The following is a 16252-nucleotide window of genomic DNA, read 5'->3' as shown; positions in this document are numbered from 1 at the left end:
TGGGTGCGTCAACCGCGCCGTTCCCGTCTCGAGTTCCGCGCCGGCAACGACGAGTTCCAGCGGGTTCCCTGTTCCGTCCGCGAGTTCCATCACCGGGCACCGGCAGCCAGGGCCACCACATCCGCCAACGGCATTGCAAACTGCCGGACCAGGGCGGCGATGGTGGGGATGTCGTCGAGGTGAGCCCGCGGCAGGGCCGCCTCGATCGCAACGTCGCTGGCGATCGCGACGATTCCGGGATCATCAGGGAACAGCAGCGGCTTGGCATTGCCGCTGCGGTGCACCTCGATGCGGTGGTGCGGCCCCGCTTTGTATCCCTCGATGACGACGAGATCGACCGGCGACAACCTCGCCAGCAGATCAGGCAAAGATGGCTCGGGCGCACCGCGCAATTCGTGCATCAGCGCCCAGCGCGTGCCGGAGGCGACCAGCACCTCCGCCGCGCCGGCCTCGCGATGACGCCAGGAGTCCTTGCCGGGCACGTCGACGTCGAAGCGGTGATGGGCGTGCTTGATCACCGAGACGCGCAGCCCCTGCGCGTTGAGATGCGGAATGAGCCGCGTCAGCAGCGTGGTCTTGCCGGCGCCGCTCCAGCCGGCGAGGCCGATGACGTTCATCGCGGTCTCCAGATTGAACCAAGGCGGCCGGGCCGCAGGCGCCTGCCCTTGCCCCCCAGCCGTGTTTCGTGCCTGCGGCCGGGTAGATTTGCTGCGGATCGTGCAGTTTCGATAGCTCTATCCCGGCCCGGCCGGGATGTCATGCCGGCGGGCAATGAGCCAACAGCTGCGTCTCGCGCTCCCGCGCAGACGAGACGCAAATCGTGGATCGCATGCCCGGGCCGCTGACGCGGGGCTGCGCGGCATGATAACGGAACCGGCGATGACAGCCACGACAACGACATCGATTCCGGGCGTCCTGCTCGCCGGCGGCCTCGCCCGGCGGATGGGCGGCGGCGACAAGCCGATGCGCGAGATCGGCGGCCGCACGCTGCTTGCCCATGTGATCGCGCGGCTGACGCCGCAATGCGATCGACTGATCCTGAATGCGAATGGCGATCCCGCGCGATTCGCGGCCTACGGCCTGACCGTCGTGCCCGATGACATCGCGGGCTTTCCAGGCCCCCTGGCCGGCATCCTGGCCGGGCTCGACTGGGTTGCCGTGCACAGGCCTGACGCAGATTGGATGCTGAGCGCGGCGGCCGACTGCCCGTTCCTGCCGCGCGATCTGGTGACGCGGCTTGCCGGCGCCTGCGCGAGAGAACAGGCCGAGCTCGCGCTGGCGGCGTCCGGCGGCCAGACCCACCCGGTGATCGGACTGTGGCCGGTGCGCTTGCGGGACGACCTCCGCCGTGCCCTGGTGGCCGACGACATCCGCAAGGTCACCCGCTTCACGGCGCGCTACAAGGTCGCGACCGTGACCTGGCCCGTCATTCCGCGCGATCCGTTCTTCAATGCCAACACCGCCGACGATCTCGCCGAGGCGGAGCGGCTGGCCAAGCTGGATGATTGAGGACGCGTGATGGACATGACCAATCCCGTCCGCCGCACCGTGCTCACGGTTGCCGCGCTCAACCTGGGCTATTTCGGCATCGAGTTCGCGGTTGCGCTGACGATCGGCTCGGTCGCCCTGTTCGCCGACAGCATCGATTTTCTCGAGGACGCCTCGGTCAATCTGCTGATCGCGCTGGCGCTGCGCTGGAGCGCGGCGCAACGGGCCCGGCTCGGCAAGGTGCTGGCACTGATCCTTTTGGCACCCGCGCTCGCCGGGCTGTGGACTGCGGGCGAGAAGGTGTTCACGGCCGAGATTCCCGCCGCGCTGCCGCTCACCCTCACCGGCCTCGGCGCGCTGATCGTCAATCTCGGCTGCGCGCTGATCCTGGCGCGGGTCAGGGATCATCAGGGCAGCCTCACCCGGGCCGCCTTTCTCTCCGCGCGCAATGACGCCTACGCCAACGTCGCGATCATCGCGGCCGGTCTGGTCACGGCCTTCCTGTGGCGCTCGATCTGGCCCGACCTGATCGTCGGCGTCGGCATCGCGCTGATGAATGCCGACGCCGCGCGCGAGGTCTGGGAGGCCGCGCATGAGGAGCACAAGGCGGCCAAGGCCTGAGCGGGACGGGTTCGCGCGCGGGACCGGTCGCGCCGTTGCAGTGCAACCGCTGACCGCGATCCGTCGCTCGGCACCGTGATTGACGGCCGCCCAGGATTGATTGCAGATAGGTGGATCGGCCGGCAGAGCCGCGACAAACAACGGCGCCAGGCCGACATCGGTGGAGGACGGATTGCAACTCAGCTTCCTGAGAACAGCGGCATGGGCCGCGGCGGCGCTGCTGGTGACCACCGGCGCGCGGGCGCAGATCTCCGACAATGTCGTCAAGATCGGCGTGCTCAGCGACATGAACGGTCCCGCGTCGACGCCGACCGGCCAGGGCTCGGTGACCGCGGCGCAGATGGCGGTGGATGATTTCGGCGGCAGGGTGCTGGACAAGCCGATCAGCGTCATCGTCGGCGACCATCAGCTCAAGCCCGACATTGGTGCCGCGATCGCGCGGCGCTGGTACGACACCGAGCAGGTCGATCTCATCGTCGACGTGCCGGTCTCGGCGGTCGGCCTCGCGGTGCAGACCATCGCCACCGAGAAAAAGAAGCTGTTCATCACCCAGTCGACGGGCGCGGCCGATTTCCACGGCAAGTTCTGCTCGCCTTATGCGATGCAATGGGTGTTCGACACCCGCGCGCTGGCCACCGGCACGGCGAAGGAGGTCGTCAAGCGCGGCGGCGACAGCTGGTTCTTCATCACCGACGACTACGCCTTCGGCCATTCGCTGGAGCGCGATGCGGCAAGCGTGGTCACGGCCAACGGCGGCAAGGTGGTGGGCTCGGTACGCCCGCCGTTCGCGACGCCGGATCTGTCGTCCTTCATCCTGCAGGCCCAGGCCTCCAAGGCCAAGATCATCGGCATCGCCGCAGGCCCCCCCAACAACATGAACGAGATCAAGACCGCGGCCGAGTTCGGCCTGCTCAAGGGCGGCCAGCAGATGGCGGCGCTGCTGGCGCTGATCACCGACATCCATTCGCTGGGATTGCCGGCGGCACAGGGGCTGCTGCTGACGACCTCGTTCTACTGGGACATGGACGACAAGACCCGCGAATGGTCGAAGCGCTATTTCGCCAAGATGAACCGGATGCCGACGATGTGGCAGGCCGGCGTCTACTCCGCCGTCACGCATTATCTCAACGCCATCAAGGCCGCCGGCAGCGACGAGCCGCTCGCGGTGGCGGCAAAGATGCGCGAGACGCCGGTCGAGGATTTCTTCGCCCGCAACGGCAAGCTGCGCGCCGACAATCTGATGGTGCACGATCTGGTGCTGGCGCAGGTCAAGACGCCGGAGGAGAGCAAATATCCGTGGGACTACTACAAGATCCTGGCCACGATCAAAGGCGAGGACGCGTTCGGCCCGCCGGATCCGGCGTGCCGGATGAAATGAGCGAATGGCGAGTAGCGAGGTGCGAGGTGCGAGGTGCGAGCGGATCGTTTTGATTCTGCCTATTCGCTACGCCCTATTCGCCATTCGCCCCTCTCATTTCACCACCCCGATCTCCCGGAAATATCTCATCACCCCCGGATGAATCAGATCGGGGCTGGGCGCGGCCGCAACCGTGTTGGCGGCCGTGGTCTCGCAGGCCTGCGCCAGCGTCCTGCACAGCGCGGCTTCCGCTCCATGCAGCGTCTTCGCCAGCCGATAGGCGACGTCGTCGGGCAGGCTCTCGCGGACCAGGACGTAGCTCCAGGACCCGATCGAATCGATCGCCGCGTCCTGCCCGGCATAGCTGCCGGCCGGCACCGTCAGCGCTTTCAGGAAGCCGTGCTTCGCCCTCACCTGCGCGATCTCCTCGACTGATGGCGCGATGAAGCGGGTCCCACCCGGCGCCGCAGCCATCGCCGCGAAGCCGGGCCAGCCGATGCCGGCGCCCCACAGCGCCGCGGCGCGGCCGTCCAGCACCATCGCCGGACCATCGCCGGCACGGTCGAGATAGACCGCCTTGAAATCCCGGTCCTGCTGCAGGCCGAGCCCATCGAGCATGTAGCGCGACATGATCGGCAGGCCCGAGCCCTTGGCGCCGAACACCACCGTCTGGCCGACGAGATCGCGGATGCTGCGATAGGAACTGTCGGATCGCACCACGAACAGGCCCGGGCTGGAAAAAATCGCGGTCAGGATCTTCAGCCCGGTCTTCGGGCGGTCGATGCCCATGAAGGCCTGATAGGCCGGCTCGCCGGCGACGAGGCCGAGATCGAGCTCGCCCTGCTCCAGCAGCGGAATGTTCTCGTTGCTGCCCTTCGTATTGCGCGGGACGACCGCAAGCCCGGCATCGGCGTCGTTCATGACCGTGGCGAAGGCATCGCCATAGAGCGGAAAGCCGCCGCCCGGCGTCGCAGTCCCGAGAGTGATCGTGAGCTTGCTGATGGCGTTCCCTCCCTGCTGCGCTGCGGCGGCGCCGGACACCAGCGCAACGGCAAGGCCGAGCAATCGCAACGACTTCATCGGCCCGTCCTTTTCGTGCCTGCGCGTCCCGCACAAGCTTGTATGCAAGCGTGCAGATCTATGGAAGCATGCCGCCAAAGACAACGACAAGAGCTTCGGGAGGACAAGATGAAGTGGGCGCGCACGTTCCTGGCCGGCCTGGTGGTCGCAGCCTGCCTCGCAATCCAGCCGGCCGCGGCGGCCTACCCCGATCATCCGATCCGCTGGCTGATCGGCTTTTCGCCGGGCGGCCCGGTCGACATCGTCGCCCGCATCATGGCGCAGTGGCTGTCCGAGCGCTTCGGCCAGCAGGTCGTGGTCGAGAATCGCACCGGCTCCGGCGGCAACATCGCCGCCGCCGCGATGATCAATTCGCCGCCCGACGGCTATACGCTGCTGTTCGTGGCGCCGAACAATGCGATCAGCACCTCGCTGTACAAGAAGCTGCCGTATGATTTCATCCGCGACACCGTGCCGGTCGCGAGCATCATGCAGCTCACCAACATGCTGGTGGTGAGCAACGACGTGCCGGCGAAGACGGTCAAGGAGTTCATCGACTATTGCCATGCCAATCCCGGCAAGATCGCCTTTGCCTCCTCGGGCAACGGCACCTCGGTTCACATGGCGGCCGAGCTGTTCAAGGCGATGACCAAGTGCGACATGCTGCACGTGCCCTATCGCGGCTCGGCGCTGGCCTTCCCGGACATCATCTCCAACAAGGTGCAGCTGATCTTCGACAATTTGCCGACCGCGCTGGAGCAGTCCCGTGGCGGCAGCGTCCGGGCGCTCGGCGTCACCTCGCCGCAGCGCTGGCCGACCGTTCCGGAGGTGCCTGCGATCGCCGACACTGTGCCGGGCTATGAATCGGTCGGCTTCTACGGCATCTCCGCGCCGAAGGGCACGCCGCCCGAGATCGTCGAGATCCTCAACAAGGCGGTCGGCGAAGCGCTCAAGGACCCCAAGCTGGTCGCGCGGCTGACCGAGACCGGCGGCATCCCGCGCGCGATGACGCCCGCCGAATTCGGCAAGCTCGTCGCCGACGAGACCGAGAAATGGCGCAAGGTGGTGGAATTCGCCGGCGTCTCGGTGGATTAGCGCAGCGCCGGCTGCGGCGGCGAGCTGCTGCCGAGGGCTGCGGCGACGCAAGCCCGGCAAAACGGCGCGTCCGCGGCATTGCCGGATCGCCGGTGAGGCTGTAAACGGACCCGGCACCGTCGCCGGGTCCCCGGCAGGATGACGGGCAGGCTTGCCCCCGCCCCTCACCGCCGCAACGACCCCCGCGCCGCGGGGCCTGTAGCTCAATGGTTAGAGCCGGCCGCTCATAACGGTCTGGTTGCAGGTTCGAGTCCTGCCGGGCCCACCATACTCCCTGGATGAAAATGTCAGAAGGCCTCCTTGCCGGCGGTCGCACAATCGGAAGGCCGAGGTGAAAAAAAGGAAAGGCTGGCGAAGCTTGGAAAGGCGACGTCCGCAACTCTTGGCCCTTCCCGATCGAGCCGCGATGCTCATAGCATCGGCAACATCGCCGAAGCGCTCGACGATACCTGCCCCTTCTCGTCGATCACGTAGCCGAGGCTCTTGTAACCCCTGACCCGCTTCTCGCCCATGCGTTTGAGCACTGGCACGGCTTCGTCGAAAATAGTCATAGACGATAACCTCGCGCTTGGCGTCGTATGATCGATGCAGATGCCCGACATATTGTGCGAGCGTCCCCTTCCATGCGATCGGCATAGCCAGAAACAGCGCATCGAGCCGAGCGTCATCGAAACCCTCGCCGATGTATCGTCCGGCGGCGATCAGCACGCGCTCGTCGGCCGCAGGAATATCGCTGAGCCGTTTCATTGCGCCTTTTCTCGGCTTCACGCCCACCCGCCGGTCAAGACAATGACATTGCGTGCGAAACGAGACAGCCTATCGGCCAAGCACAACGCGTGGTCTTTGCGCTCGGTCAAGATGACCGGGGAACGCTTGTGCTCCAGCGCTTGCAAGACATCGTCGAAGATCATGGCGTTGCGAGCCTCGTCCGCCACAAGCGCCTAATATTGGTTCGCCCGCTGCGACACGCAGATGCGCATCATCCGTTCCAGTCATGATGATGTCCGCTGCTCATTTTTCGAGAACCGCATTTCAGGAGTGAATAGCCGATCATCACCCAGTTGCATTGCGTTCGAGGCCTTCCGTCTTCTAATGAGAAGCCGTCAGGTTCCCGCAAATTCGATCAGATATGTCGATCTTCGCTCGAGCCACAGACGGTCATGAACGGCAAGGGTAAGCAGATGAAGGCAGCATTTCTGACTGGCTTTGGTGGCAATGACGTCGTGGCGTACGGAGAGGTTCCTGAACCGGTCCGGACGGCAGACAGCGTGTTGGTGGACGTTCATGCAGCCGGTGTAAATCCCGTCGAGATCGTCATCCGGCAAGGCTTGTTTGCGGCACTGCCTGAGAATTTCCCGATTGTGATGGGCTTCGACGTATCTGGGACCGTCCTGGATGCACCCGCGAACTCGGGGTTCAAAGCAGGAGATGACGTCTACGGCCGCCTGCCGAATGTTTACGGCGCCTACGCAGAACGCATCGCCATACCGTCCGCGCTTCTTGCCAGCAAACCCAAGACAATCACTCACCAAGAGGCCGCAAGTCTGCCTACCGTCGCTCTTACGACCTGGCAGAGCTTTTTCGAGCGCGCTCGTCTCGTGGCTGGCGAGAGCCTATTGATCCAGGCTGGCGCCGGCGGTATCGGAACCTTCGCGATCCAGCTTGCCAAGCACATCGGAGCCAACGTCGCCGCCACGGCGAGCGCGAACAATCAGGATTTCCTCAGATCGGTCGGCGTCGACAAGGCAATCAACTACGAGACGGAGAGCTTTGAAGAAGCTGGCCCCTACGATGTGGTCTATGACGGCGTTTGCGGCGATCTCGTCCTGCCGTCGATCAGGAGTGTCAAGCCGGGCGGTCGCTATGTCGGACTCAGGCGCGTGTCAGACGAGAGAGCCTGGATCGAATATGGACAGACACCCGAAGCCGCAGCCAGGATTGCCGCGCACAATCTGCCTTACAGAAAGGCTGCCGAAGAACGCGGAGTCGAATTTCATGGCCCATTGACCAGACCTGACGGTGGTCAGCTCGCGGAGATTGCCGCGCTGGTGGATGCAGGACAGATAAAGCCGTTTGTTTCGCAGGTGTTCGGCCTGCGCGACGTAGCCAAAGCTTATGACGCGATGGCGACCGGTAGAACGAGAGGTAAAATCGTCGTTGCAGTCAAGGACTAGCGCGAACCACAAAAGAGCGCGGGGAGAGGACATCGCCGCGGCGGCCTCCCTCGGCATGATCACAGCCTTTACTCGACCAAACTCGCCAGACTGCCAGCCAGCTCTAGCCGCCTTACTCGATCAAATGGGCCGCTTTTGACCGTTGGCTTGATTCTGCGACGTCAAATCCATTGAAGGGCAGGCGATCGCCGCTTGACTACGGCCCCAGCGCGAACCGTTCGTTTTCGTGGCGGAGGCGGGCGCAAAAGGCGTCCTCAACTGATCCCGGGTCGAGGCTATTGAATTCCAGCAAGCCAGCAGCGACGTTGGTTTTACGTTGGACATGCGCGGTCGCTGCACACAGCCTGCAGCTCCCCCTTAACCACCCGGCTCGTTGCATGGCGGGGTTACGGCAGTAAGATCGGTCGGGCCGGCGCTCTCCGCACAAGGACTGGGCAACCCGGCGGACCTGTGCTGTGAGGCAATGATGTCGACAAATCCCGCCCCCGCCGCGACCCTTATGGATTGCACAAACTGGGATCTGTTTCGCCTGTTCTTCGTCGTCGCCTCTTGCGGGAGCATGAACCGTGCCGCCGTCCAGCTTGGCATCAGCCAGCCCACGCTCAGCCGTCGTCTCGTCGAACTCGAGCGCAGCCTCGGCGCTCCCCTCTTCTTTCGAAATCCATCGGGCATTGTGCTCACGCAAGAAGGCGAAGCTCTACGGAGATCCGCCAGCGCCATGATGGCCGCATTTGATGACTTTCAAAGGGAGGTGCACGAACATATCGGGGCTCGATCAACGGTCATCAAGCTGTCTGCCTCGGAGGGCATGACGAAGCACTGGCTCCTTCCTCGCCTCAAGCGGCTACGTGACGCGAATGACCGACTGATGTTCGAGGTCCACTCCACGGCCTCTCGTCAAAGCCTGGACGAGAGCGATCTCGACCTGGTCATCCGAATTGGCGATCCGGGCGACGATGAGTTGATTGGGAAACGAGTTGGAGAGATTGCCTTCGGCCTGTACGCATCACCGGCCTATCTGCAATCGCGTCCCCCTCCCCGCGCGATCGACCAGTTGAACGGTCACGCGTTGATCGGTCTCATTGCCAACGATCTTCGGTCGGGCCCGGCAGCCGACGAACGCCCTCCTCTCATGTCACGCTTTCATTCCATTGCAGCCGCCAGCGCCGGCATAAAGCTATCGCAAGTTGGAAGCGAGGTTGCCGCGGCGTCCGCCGGCCTCGGGCTGGCTCTGCTCGCCGTACCGTTTGCCGAGGCAGAGGGCTTGTCACGCGTCTTGCCGAACGAGGAAGCCATTCTGGATATCTGGCTTCTGCATCGACGGGAGACCGAGCGGCGAATGCAATCTCGAGAGGTCAGGGAATTTATCGAGAAGGAGATGGAATTGACGAGGGGCTGGCTGAGCGGGCGGAAACGCACGATTCCCGACCATCATTGATCCGGAAAGGGAGCCCGGCATCAAGCGCGGTCGCTTATCCCGACCATCGCGATCGCGGCACCAGCTCTCGGCAACCGCGTGGCAAAGCGATATGGTGCGAGAGCAGCTCGGCGCACGCGACGATACGCGGCAACCCGAACGTCGAAAGCCGCATGGCTTGTGCGCTGGTGGTCCAGGCTGATTTGCCCTGTCCAGTCCTTCCGCGAAAAATATTTCTCTTTCGTTTTTCCGGAATTCATGCTTATCTCCCTTTTGTCCCGCCTCGCCATGAGGGGCGCATCGCGATCGTCACGACGCGCGGGGTGGGATGCGGTGGGTGTGATGGTCTCGCAGCGTGACCCAAGGTCATGCGGACGAACGAGGCTGTTGCGCCGGCGAAGTCGCATGGTCCTGGCCTCCCGACGCTGAGGCCAAGCGGATGGGGACGATGATCCGTCCGCGACGGGGGCAAGACAGCCCGGTCCCCGGGGAGAGTGCGTATAAGCCGCCCAACCATCGTGCGGGGAATGCCGGGATGTCTCGGCTGAACCTGTGGTGACTGCCGCCTGCTTTTCTTTCTGCAGGCGGGCCATGGGTGCGGCCAGCGCCCGGCATTCCCCGCGCCCTCTCGTTTCCGAGGGCAACGACCCGATCAACTCGGACGCTCCCTGGCGCCGCGAGGCGGTGACGTGCATGCAGCGAATTCGGACCACGACCAACGTGCGGCGCAATGCAGCGACGGCCGACGGCCGATCCCTGTTTCGGCCGGCCGGAGCGCGTCGGACTGCGCTACCGAGCGTCCATCGCCGAGCCCGGTCTCGTCATCACGTCGACGCATGGCGAAATGGACATCACAGCGACACGCGAGGGCGCCAGGCCATCTATTCCTGGCGGGGCGAAATCGCGCACGGGCCGCCAAGGCCTTGCGCGCACGGGCCGAATGATGAAGGATGCCAGTGCTCACCAGGGTGAAGATGGCGCGACGGGTTGCGGAAACATGCAGTCCGCCCGGGCCCGGCCAGCGACGAGAGGACCGCAAAGAGTCCCGATGTCGTCAGGTGAGCCGCGGGGAGGATGGATGGACGTGCGAGATCGCGCCGGCGCGTTGGCCGAGCGGCTTTCGAACCTGATCGGACCGCGTGCCAGTGTCGCGCGTGGCGTGCGGGATCAACATGGTCGCAGCGAATCCTACTACCCCACCTTGACGCCCGACATCGTCGTCTTCCCGGAGACCACCGCGGAGGTCGTGGAGATCGTCAAGCTGTGCGCGGCAGCCCACATGCCGATCGTCCCTTATGGCGCCGGCACGTCGCTCGAAGGCAATGCCGCCTCGGTCGCCGGCGGCGTGTGCCTGGACTTCGGCCGCATGACCAGGGTGCTGGCTGTGCACGAGGCCGACATGGACGTCATGGTGCAGCCCGGCATCACCCGCAAGCAGCTCAATGCGCAGCTGCGCGACACCGGGCTGTTCTTTCCGATCGATCCCGGCGCCGATGCCTCGATCGGCGGCATGGCCTCGACGCGCGCCTCCGGCACGATGGCGGTGCGCTACGGCACGATGAAGGACAACGTACTGGCCCTGGAGGTGGTCCTCGCCGACGGAAGGGTGATCCGCACCGCAAAGCGCGCGCGCAAATCCGCCGCCGGCTACGATCTGACCCGGCTGTTCGTCGGTTCGGAAGGGACGCTCGGCGTGATCACCGAGATCACGCTGAAGCTGCATCCCCTGCCGCAGGCGATCTCGGCCGCGACCTGCAGCTTCCCGAGCCTGCAGGACGCGGTCGACACCGCGATCGCGCTGATCCAGTCGGCCATCCCGGCGGCGCGGATCGAGCTCGTCGACGACGTCATGATGCGCGGCATCAACGCCTATTCGAAGCTCGGCCATCAGGAGGCGCCGACGCTGTTCCTTGAGTTTCACGGCTCGGAGGCGGCCGTCGCCGAGCAGGCGCAGGCGGCGGAGGCGATCGCGGCCGAGCATGGCGGCCAGGGCTTCGCCTGGGCCAAGGCGGCCGAGGACCGCAGCCGGCTCTGGCACGCGCGCGACAACACGCTCTATGCCGGCCTCGGCCTGCGGCCGGGCGCCCGCGCCGTCATCACCGACGTCTGCGTGCCGATCTCCCGCCTCGCCGAATGCCTGACCGAGACGCGGCGCGACGCCGATGCCCATGGCTTCATCGCGCCGATCGTCGGCCATGTCGGCGACGGCAATTTCCACATGCTGATCCTGGTCGATCCCGCCAGCGACGCGGAGCTCGCCGGCGCCAAGGCGCTGCAGGCCCGCATGGTCGCGCGCGCGATCGCCATGGACGGCACCTGCACCGGCGAGCACGGCATCGGGCTCGGCAAGATCGACTATCTCAGGGACGAGCTCGGCGAAGCCGTCACCGTCATGCGCGCGATCAAGACGGCGCTCGATCCCGATGGCCTGATGAATCCGGGCAAGATCTTTGCCGGAGGGCCGTCATGAGCGACAGGGCCGTCGGGACTGCCGTATCGCCCGTGCCGCTGCTCGAGCTGCGCGGCATCAGCAAGACCTTTCCCGGCGTCAAGGCGCTGGATGACGTCTCGTTTGCGATCTACCCGGGCGAAGTCCACATGCTGCTCGGCGAGAACGGCGCCGGCAAGTCCAGCCTGATGAAGATCCTGTGCGGCGCCTATACGGCCGATGCCGGCGAGGTCTACGCCAAGGGCGAGAAGGTTGCGATCACCTCGACGGCGGATGCGCAGACACTCGGCATCGCCGTCATCTTCCAGGAGTTCTCGCTCGTCCCGTTCCTCGACATCGCGCAGAACATCTTTCTCGGCCGCGAGCCGAAGGGCCGCCTGCCCGGCACCATCGATCGCCGCAGGATTCTGCGCGATGCCAAGCGCGTACTCGACGGCATCGGCTTCGACATCGATCCCTCGGTCATCGTCGACACGCTCGGCGTCGCGCAGCAGCAGATGGTCGAGATCGCCAAGGCGATCAGCCAGGATGCGCGCATCCTGGTGATGGACGAGCCGACCGCGGCGCTGTCCGACCGCGAGGTCGAGCTGTTGTTCGCACTGATCGCGCGGCTGAAGGCGGACGGTGTCGCGATCGTCTACATCTCGCACCGCATGGCCGAGGTGTTCGCGCTCGGCGACCGCATCACCGTGCTGCGCGACGGCCGGCGCATCGACCAGGTGCGTCCCGCCGACGTCACGCCTGACCAGCTCGTGCGCATGATGGTCGGCCGCACTATCGACATGACCTATCCGCGCCATTTCGCCGAGCAGCCCGGCGAGCTCGTGCTGCAGGTCAAGGGCCTCAGCGCATTGACGGGCATTTCCGGCATCGACATCGAGGTGCGCCGGGGCGAGATCGTCGGCCTGTGCGGCCTCGTCGGCTCGGGCCGTACCGAGGTCGCCCGCGCGATCTTCGGCGCCGATCCGGTGACGACCGGCGAGATCATCCTCGACGGCAAGCCGATCTCGGGCGAGCCTGACATCGCGGCCCGTCGTGGCATCGCGCTGATCCCCGAAAGCCGCAAGAGCGAGGGTCTGGCACTGCTGCGCTCGGTCGGCGACAATCTCGTGGTGTCGGCGCTGAAGAAGCTGTTTCCGAGCCGGCTCTACGATCCCAACAGCGCACAGCGCACCGCCGACGGACTGATCCGACAATTGCGGATCGCGACGCCGAGCGCGCGGCAGATGGTCGGCCTGCTGTCGGGCGGCAACCAGCAGAAGGTCGTGATCGGCAAATGGCTGGCGGCCGGGGCGAAGCTGTTCATCTTCGATGAGCCGACCCGCGGCATCGACGTCGGCGCCAAGTCCGAGATCTTCGCGCTGATCGATCGGCTGGTCGCCGAAGGCGCCGCCGCGCTGATGATCTCGTCGGAGCAGATCGAGATCTGCCATGTCTGCGACCGCGCCTATGTCATGCGCGACGGCCGCGTCGCCGGGCACCTCGCGCGCAGCGAGTTGACCGAAGAGAACATCGTGCGGCTGGGAATGCATCATGAGTGACGTTTCATCATGAGTGACATTGCATCATGAGTGACTTGGCCATCGCCTCGCCGATCAGCTCGCTGCGCCGCCTGCCCGGGGTGGCGATCGTGCTGGTGCTGCTGATCGCCCTGTTCGGCGCGATCGCGCCGGGCTTCCTGTCCGCCGCGAACCTCTCCAACGTGCTGGTGCAGTCGACGATCCTGACCATGCTGGCCTTGCCGATGACCCTGATCATCATGACCGAGGGCATCGACCTGTCGATGGGCGCGGTGCTTACTTTGACATCGCTCTGCGTCGCCATCGTCTCGCTCGCAACGCAATCCATGCTGCTGGGCCTGGGCGCCGCCGTGCTGGTCGGCACGGTGTTCGGCCTTGCCAATGGCTGGCTGGTGGCGATCGCAAAGATTCCGCCCTTCGTGGCGACGCTCGCCACGCTCGGCATGGCGCATGGCCTGTCGCTGATCGTCAGCGACGGCCAGAGCGTGGTCGGCATTCCGCACAGCGTGCGCGACATCTATTCGGCGAAGCTGCTCGGCATCCCCGTGCCGATCCTGATGGGCGTCGCGAGCTACGGCGTCTTTCACGGCCTGCTCTATCACACCCGTTTCGGCACCTACGTGTTCGCGCTGGGCGGCAATCGCGACGCTCTCCGCTATGCCGGCCTGTCGCCGACCCGGCTGCTGATCGCGGTCTACGCCATCGGCGGCATGATGGCCGGGGTCGCAGGCCTGCTGATGACCGCGCGGATGAATTCGGGGCATCCGACCGCCGGGCTCGGACTCGAGTTCGATGCGATCGCGGCGGTCGCGGTCGGCGGCACCTCGTTCGAGCGCGGCAAGGGCTGGCTGCTCGGCACCCTGCTCGGCGTGCTGGCCGTGGGCGTGCTGCGCAACGGACTGAACCTGGTCTCGCTGCCATCCTCGGTCCAGGTAGCGAGCGTCGGCGTGCTGGTGATCGTCGCGATGTTCCTTGACGGACTGCGGAGCCGGGCATGAGCGACATCGCCAAGGACGCGCCGCCGCCACCATGGTCGTTCCTGTCGCACAATGCGGCGCAATTGTTCTACCGGCTGCTGGCCGCGCTGCTGATCTGCATCGTGCTGAGTATCGCGAACGAGTCGTTCCTCAGTCTCGGCAACATCCTCAACGTGCTCAGGCAGGCGAGCCTGACGTTCTTCATCGCCTCGGGCCTGACGCTGGTCGTTCTGACCGCCGGGCTCGATCTGTCGGTCGGCGCCAACGTCGCCCTGTCGGCCTGCCTTGCCGGCACCGTGATCCATCAGACCGGCTCGCCTGTGCTCGGCATCCTCACCGGCCTCGTCGCCGGCGGCACCGTCGGACTGATGAACGGCGTCATGGTGACGGCGATGCGCATCCCCTCCTTCATCGCCACCTACGGCATGCTGTGGGTGCTGAACGGCGTGACCTATTGGTACATGGCCGGCGAGACGATCCACGGCTTCCCCGCGGGCTTCCGCCAGATCGGCAGCGGCTATTTCCTCGGGCTGCCGATCCCGGTCTATCTGCTGCTGGTGTTCCTGGCGATCGGGACCTTGTTCGCGCAGCGGACGGTGTGGGGCCAGGAGATCTATGCGATCGGCGCCAATCCGGTCGCGGCGCGGCTCTCCGGCATTCCCGTCAGCCGCCGGCTGCTGCTGGTCTACACCGTGTCGGGCACGATGGCGGGGCTGGCCTCGATCATCTTCCTGTCGCGGCTCAACTCAGCGGAGGCCGACATCGGCGAGAGCCTGACCCTGCCGGCGATCGCGGCCGTGCTGATCGGCGGCACCTCGCTGTTCGGCGGCGTCGGCACCATCTTCGGCACCTTCGTCGGCGCGCTGATCCTGACGCTGGTGCTGAACGGCATGAACCTGCTGTCGATCAACGCAAACTGGCAGCCGCTGGTCACCGGCATCATCGTCATCATCGCGGTCTGGCTCGACATGAAGACGCGGCGTGGGGCGACATGAGCTTTCTACGACATATCAAGGCTTGCAACAAGAAGCCAACATCCCGGGAGGAGACCACCATGCAACACCGCCGATCCTGCTACCTCGCTCTCTCGCTGCTGATCGCATCCGCGACGACCCAGGCCCGCGCCGACGGCGAGACCATCGCCGTCTTCACGAAAAATCAGACCAATCCGTTCTTCCAGACCGTGCGGGTCGGCGCCGACAACATGGCGAAGGCGCTGAACGCCAAGATCCTGCACTACATCCCGACCAAGCCGGACTCGATCCCCGAGCAACTCAGCCAGATCGAGGACGTCGTGGTCAAGAAGCCGAGCGCGATCGTGTTCACGCCGGTCGACTACAAGGCGATGGTGCCCGGCGTCGAGAAGATCAACGACGCCAAGATTCCGGTCGTCAACATCACCGACCGCTCCGCCGGCGGCAAGTTCGTCTCCTTCATCGGCGCCGACGATTACAGCCTCGGCCTGGAGACCGGGCGGTTCCTGCTCAAGACGCTCGGCGGCAAGGGCAACGTCGTCATCATCGAAGGCGTCAAGGGCTCGCTGACCAATGTCGACCGCGTGCGCGGCTTCAACGACGCGCTGAAGGAGAATCCGGGCGTCAAGCTGCTGGCCTCGCAGCCGGGCAACTACCAGCGCCTGCAGGCGCTGCAGGTGATGGAAAATCTGATGCAGTCCAATGCGCAGATCGACGGCGTGCTCGCCGCCAATGACGCCATGGCGGTCGGCGCCATCGAGGCGCTCGACGGTGCCAACCGCAAGGCGCTGGTGATCGGCATCAACGGCACCAAGGAGGCGGTCGATGCCATCAAGTCGGGCAAGCTGCTCGCCAGCGGCGACTATAACGGCTTCGCGCAAGGCTGCCTCGGCACCATGATGGCGATCCGCTCACTGCGCGGCGAGCCGGTCATCACCGAGATCGTGCTGAAGCCGACCGTCATCACCAAGGACAACTACCAGCCGTTCGACCTGTCGCTGGAGCAGCGCAGCTGCCCGAGCTTCGAGGACGCCAGCAAGCTCGGCGCGAAGTAGGATCGGCGCGTCATCAACAGCGGGACGGTGTGCAACTGGCCGCCGTCCAGCGCCCCCCCCCCCCCG

16 protein-coding genes and 1 tRNA gene are annotated in these 16252 nt (G+C 65.4%); 13 read left to right on the top strand and 4 right to left on the bottom strand.

Features of this window, described 5'->3' with window-relative positions:
* Positions 1-89: 89 nt before the first annotated feature.
* Positions 90-617 (bottom strand): molybdopterin-guanine dinucleotide biosynthesis protein B, encoded by a 528-nt coding sequence (mobB, locus tag QQL87_RS23640; protein ID WP_284421011.1) that lies wholly within the window; start codon positions 615-617, stop codon positions 90-92.
* 262 nt (positions 618-879) lie between these two features.
* On the opposite strand from mobB, the gene mobA reads away from it, so the two are divergent.
* From mobA to QQL87_RS23625, 3 genes are all read left to right on the top strand, one after another.
* Positions 880-1509 (top strand): molybdenum cofactor guanylyltransferase MobA, encoded by a 630-nt coding sequence (gene mobA, locus QQL87_RS23635; protein ID WP_284421012.1) that lies wholly within the window; start codon positions 880-882, stop codon positions 1507-1509.
* Between the two features lie 9 nt (positions 1510-1518).
* Complete coding sequence (locus tag QQL87_RS23630; protein ID WP_284421013.1) at positions 1519-2109, top strand: cation efflux transmembrane domain-containing protein; 591 nt, start codon at positions 1519-1521, stop codon at positions 2107-2109.
* A gap of 172 nt (positions 2110-2281) precedes the next feature.
* Positions 2282-3487 (top strand): ABC transporter substrate-binding protein, encoded by a 1206-nt coding sequence (locus tag QQL87_RS23625; protein WP_284421014.1) that lies wholly within the window; start codon positions 2282-2284, stop codon positions 3485-3487.
* A gap of 93 nt (positions 3488-3580) precedes the next feature.
* On the opposite strand, the gene QQL87_RS23620 is transcribed toward QQL87_RS23625, so the two are convergent.
* Entirely contained in the window at positions 3581-4546 is a 966-nt protein-coding gene (locus tag QQL87_RS23620) for a TAXI family TRAP transporter solute-binding subunit (protein WP_284421016.1), read from the bottom strand.
* A gap of 108 nt (positions 4547-4654) precedes the next feature.
* Between QQL87_RS23620 and QQL87_RS23615 the strand changes: the two genes are divergently transcribed.
* Positions 4655-5620 (top strand): Bug family tripartite tricarboxylate transporter substrate binding protein, encoded by a 966-nt coding sequence (locus tag QQL87_RS23615; RefSeq protein ID WP_284421018.1) that lies wholly within the window; start codon positions 4655-4657, stop codon positions 5618-5620.
* Positions 5621-5812: 192 nt separating this feature from the next.
* Positions 5813-5888 (top strand) — tRNA-Ile (locus tag QQL87_RS23610).
* A gap of 142 nt (positions 5889-6030) precedes the next feature.
* Here QQL87_RS23610 and QQL87_RS23605 read toward each other — a convergent pair.
* Positions 6031-6171, bottom strand: a complete 141-nt coding sequence (locus tag QQL87_RS23605) for a hypothetical protein (protein ID WP_284421019.1) — start codon at positions 6169-6171, stop codon at positions 6031-6033.
* Between the two features lie 40 nt (positions 6172-6211).
* Here QQL87_RS23605 and QQL87_RS23600 point away from each other — a divergent pair, with 40 nt between their 5' ends.
* The 3 genes from QQL87_RS23600 to QQL87_RS23590 all read left to right on the top strand — a co-directional run bounded on the left by QQL87_RS23600 (position 6212) and on the right by QQL87_RS23590 (position 9232).
* Complete coding sequence (locus QQL87_RS23600) at positions 6212-6565, top strand: hypothetical protein (RefSeq protein ID WP_284421020.1); 354 nt, start codon at positions 6212-6214, stop codon at positions 6563-6565.
* 215 nt (positions 6566-6780) lie between these two features.
* A complete protein-coding gene (locus QQL87_RS23595) occupies positions 6781-7794 on the top strand; it encodes an NADP-dependent oxidoreductase (RefSeq protein ID WP_284421021.1) in 1014 nt (337 codons plus the stop codon).
* A gap of 466 nt (positions 7795-8260) precedes the next feature.
* The gene (locus QQL87_RS23590; protein ID WP_284421022.1) at positions 8261-9232 is read left to right on the top strand and encodes a LysR family transcriptional regulator; all 972 of its coding nucleotides are present in this window, start codon (positions 8261-8263) and stop codon (positions 9230-9232) included.
* Between the two features lie 20 nt (positions 9233-9252).
* Here QQL87_RS23590 and QQL87_RS23585 read toward each other — a convergent pair whose 3' ends face one another.
* Positions 9253-9471 (bottom strand): hypothetical protein, encoded by a 219-nt coding sequence (locus tag QQL87_RS23585; protein ID WP_284421023.1) that lies wholly within the window; start codon positions 9469-9471, stop codon positions 9253-9255.
* Between the two features lie 818 nt (positions 9472-10289).
* Between QQL87_RS23585 and QQL87_RS23580 the strand changes: the two genes are divergently transcribed.
* From QQL87_RS23580 to QQL87_RS23560, 5 genes are read left to right on the top strand one after another with little or no spacing between them, the layout of a single operon-like run.
* Positions 10290-11681, top strand: coding sequence for an FAD-linked oxidase C-terminal domain-containing protein (locus QQL87_RS23580; protein WP_284421024.1), 1392 nt, complete (start codon positions 10290-10292; stop codon positions 11679-11681).
* Positions 11678-13201, top strand: coding sequence for a sugar ABC transporter ATP-binding protein (locus tag QQL87_RS23575; RefSeq protein WP_284421026.1), 1524 nt, complete (start codon positions 11678-11680; stop codon positions 13199-13201). The genes QQL87_RS23580 and QQL87_RS23575 overlap by 4 nt, the downstream gene beginning before the upstream one ends.
* Before the next feature lie 26 nt (positions 13202-13227).
* Positions 13228-14178: an ABC transporter permease gene (locus QQL87_RS23570; protein WP_284421028.1), complete on the top strand. Its 951-nt coding sequence runs from the start codon at positions 13228-13230 to the stop codon at positions 14176-14178.
* Positions 14175-15152: an ABC transporter permease gene (locus tag QQL87_RS23565; RefSeq protein WP_284421029.1), complete on the top strand. Its 978-nt coding sequence runs from the start codon at positions 14175-14177 to the stop codon at positions 15150-15152. Before QQL87_RS23570 ends, QQL87_RS23565 begins: the two co-directional genes overlap by 4 nt.
* 59 nt (positions 15153-15211) lie before the next feature.
* Complete coding sequence (locus tag QQL87_RS23560) at positions 15212-16186, top strand: sugar ABC transporter substrate-binding protein (RefSeq protein ID WP_284421030.1); 975 nt, start codon at positions 15212-15214, stop codon at positions 16184-16186.
* Positions 16187-16252: the final 66 nt, after the last annotated feature.

Source organism: Bradyrhizobium sp. SSBR45G (assembly GCF_030159255.1).
In the GTDB taxonomy this organism is placed as follows: domain Bacteria; phylum Pseudomonadota; class Alphaproteobacteria; order Rhizobiales; family Xanthobacteraceae; genus Bradyrhizobium.
This window is presented reverse-complemented; position numbering and strand designations above follow the sequence as displayed.